Source organism: Gelidibacter sp., from assembly GCF_035577925.1.
Classification (GTDB): domain Bacteria; phylum Bacteroidota; class Bacteroidia; order Flavobacteriales; family Flavobacteriaceae; genus Gelidibacter.
Window position 1 is genome coordinate 1 of record NZ_DATJCY010000349.1, and the last position, 2,994, is coordinate 2,994.

The window sequence follows — 2,994 nt, forward strand, 5'->3', positions numbered from 1 at the left end:
TGGTCAAATCGGCTTCTACATAAGTGGTAACATGTGGCGACGTATGTTTGGAATAGACCATATGATCGGCAATCATTTGCCGCATACGATCCATTTCTATGATTTTTCCCGAACCTTTATCAAAATTCAATTGCGGAATGCGATAAGCGGTTGGATCTTGCATTATTGGTTGTGCAAATTTGTAAGGCCTTCCCGCTTCGATATAATTGAAAACATCACTTTTTTGCAATCGACCTTCATGTCCTGTTGGTGGAATTCTGGCAAGTTCTTCAAAACTGATATGCTGTTCTTTAGCTATCGAAATGATTAATGGCGAAAAGAAATCTCCTCCTGACTTCGCAAAACGGGGTGCTGTATCCTGATAGCTATTAGGAGGAATTGAAGTTGAAGGCTTTTCTATCTGTTTTAGTGATTTATCAGTTTCTATTGAAGTTTTATTGTCTGTTGATTGCACTTTAGAACCTTCTTCGGAAACTTCTAAAATAGCCATCACTTCTCCTACCGGAACGACGTCTTTCGCTTGAAATAGTATTTTAACCAACGTTCCTGAAACTGGTGCCGGAACTTCATTATCAACTTTATCCGTGGCTACTTCAAGAAGAATATCACCCTCATTAAAAGAATCGCCTTCATTAATTAGCCAATTAATGATCGTGCCTTCGGTTATGCTTTCACCCATTTTGGGCATCTTCAATTCCCACGAAAGTGGGAATCTCTCATTTTCTTTCATTTCGATAGTTATTAAAATCAATCATCAATATCAATATTCTTAGAACACCAACAAAATTCACTCCTTGAGGCTTATTGGACACAATATAGGCAAACCAAGATCTCATTATTTATGTATTAGATTCCTGCCTGCGCAGGAAGTTGGGCATCTTCAATCCCCACGAAAGTGGGAATCGCTCATTTTCCTTACTCATTGTCTTTATTTGATATTGAATCACAACGACAAAACCTCATAATTCAAAATTTAATCACGAGATTCCTGCCTGCGCAGGAATTGTTCTCGAAGCGTTTTATATACATCCTTTTGTAATTTCATATGCTCCGGAACTTCCCTCAGCGGCTCGACTTCTCTTAAACTTTCATAACAATCGGCGGGCAATTGCTGATAGAGTGCCGTTCCTTTAGTTTTCCATGCAATCATTTCATCACTCACTTGTTTGATAATTTTAGCTGGATTGCCAACCACCAAACTTCGTTTTGGAATGATGGTTTCGGCTTTGATAAAACTCAAAGCTCCGATGATGCTTTCATCGCCAATTTCGGCATCATCCATAATGACGGCATTCATCCCAATCAAACAATTTCTGCCCAAATTGGCACCGTGAATGATAGCGCCATGACCCACATGCGCACTTTCCTTGAGCGTGATGGATTTTCCAGGAAACATGTGAATCGTACAGTTTTCTTGAACATTAACACCATCTTCCAATATAATCTGTCCCCAATCGCCCCTGATGGCAGCACCAGGTCCGATATAGCAATTTTTGCCAATAATGACATTTCCCGTAACCGCGGCCAAAGGATGCACGAAACTGCTTTCGTGAATGACGGGGATGTAACCTTGGAAGGAATAAATCATAGTATATAGGGTTATAGTGGGTAGTGAAAAGTGGGTAGAGGGTAGTAAAAAGTTATCGACAGTAAATAGTCTTTAGCTAGCAGTGTAAAATTTTGAGATGCTTTCTCCATAATCTTATGTTCAAGGTTTCTTATTTCTTAAATGCTTCATTAATGCAGATATCATTTTATTAATTTCAACAAGTAAAGATCTATTGGTTTCGCTTTGTTCAAAAGTTATGTAATTTCGCAAATAAGCTTTGGTTGTCGCAGCTACACATTCCAGTGAACTATCCCTTGCAATTCTTAAGTAATTCAAAAAGCCTGCATCCGAACTACCAGAGCCTTCTGCAATATTAAAGGCAATAGAATCGGCGGCACGAGCAAATTGAGCTGACAATCTATAATCCTCTATTTTAGGAAACTGGTTCAGCTGCTCATGAACCAATTCACCAAATTCTATGGCTTTTTGGTACACTTTTAACTCTTCAAAATTAAAATGATATTTACTTTCCATCTAAATCGATTTCTGTATTAACCTCACTTCTACCCTCTAACCACTAATTACTACTCTCTAACTTTTCACTACCCACTAAAAACTACCCTCTAATTACTCATACCCTCTCAACTTCTCCTTCGTAAACTCGCTCAACACCAATCGTCCACTAATTTTTGCGCGCTGTACCAATAACTGATCCCAATCTTCGGTGCCACGCCAAAACATGGTTTTCATTTCAGACATGGCTTTTGGATTGTAGGCGCACAAGCCTTCGGCAAAGGTTTTCACAGCTTCATCCAACGCTTCTGTCGAATCAAAAACCTGGGTATATAATCCTTTTTGCATTGCCCATTCTGCGGAATAAAAGGTATTGGCATCTATCGCGATTTGCGATAAACCGCTCAATCCCAATTTGCGCTGAACGGCCGGTCCAACCACAAACGGTCCGATACCAACATTGAGTTCGCTCAATTTAATTTGGGCATAGGTTGTCGCCATACAATAATCAGTTGCTGCCGCTAGACCGACACCACCACCTACGGTTTTTCCTTGAATACGTCCGATGATAAATTTTGGGCATTTGCGCATGGCATTAATGACGTTGGCAAAACCCGAAAAGAAAATCTTACCGGTCTCTTCGTCATTGATATCTACCAATTCGTTGAAACTGGCGCCGGCACAAAACGTCCGATCGCCGCCACTTTGAAGGACAATAACCTTAATACGGTTATCTTCTCCCGCCAAGGTTATCGTTCTTGCCAATTCTGACAACAGATTTCCGGGCAAAGAGTTTTGTGCAGGATGAAAAAACTCAATATATCCTACTCCGTTTTTGTTTTTTAATTTTACGTATGGTTTTTGCATGTTTTGAATCAAGGTTTTTAGAAGCAAGAATCAAAACTATTTCTGATTCTTGCAGATTACTTTAT

General features: G+C 39.6%; 4 protein-coding genes. All 4 read right to left on the reverse strand.

Going from position 1 to position 2,994, the window contains the following annotated elements; genetic code table 11:
- Window positions 1-730: biotin/lipoyl-containing protein (locus VNJ50_RS13425; RefSeq protein ID WP_325582750.1), on the reverse strand; the 730-nt coding region annotated here is incomplete at its 3' end.
- 243 nt (window positions 731-973) lie between these two features.
- The gene (locus VNJ50_RS13430; RefSeq protein ID WP_325582752.1) at window positions 974-1,588 is read right to left on the reverse strand and encodes a transferase hexapeptide repeat family protein; all 615 of its coding nucleotides are present in this window, start codon (window positions 1,586-1,588) and stop codon (window positions 974-976) included.
- A gap of 120 nt (window positions 1,589-1,708) precedes the next feature.
- Entirely contained in the window at window positions 1,709-2,083 is a 375-nt protein-coding gene (locus tag VNJ50_RS13435) for a four helix bundle protein (protein WP_325582754.1), read from the reverse strand.
- Between the two features lie 93 nt (window positions 2,084-2,176).
- Window positions 2,177-2,929, reverse strand: coding sequence for an enoyl-CoA hydratase/isomerase family protein (locus VNJ50_RS13440; protein WP_325582756.1), 753 nt, complete (start codon window positions 2,927-2,929; stop codon window positions 2,177-2,179).
- Window positions 2,930-2,994: the final 65 nt, after the last annotated feature.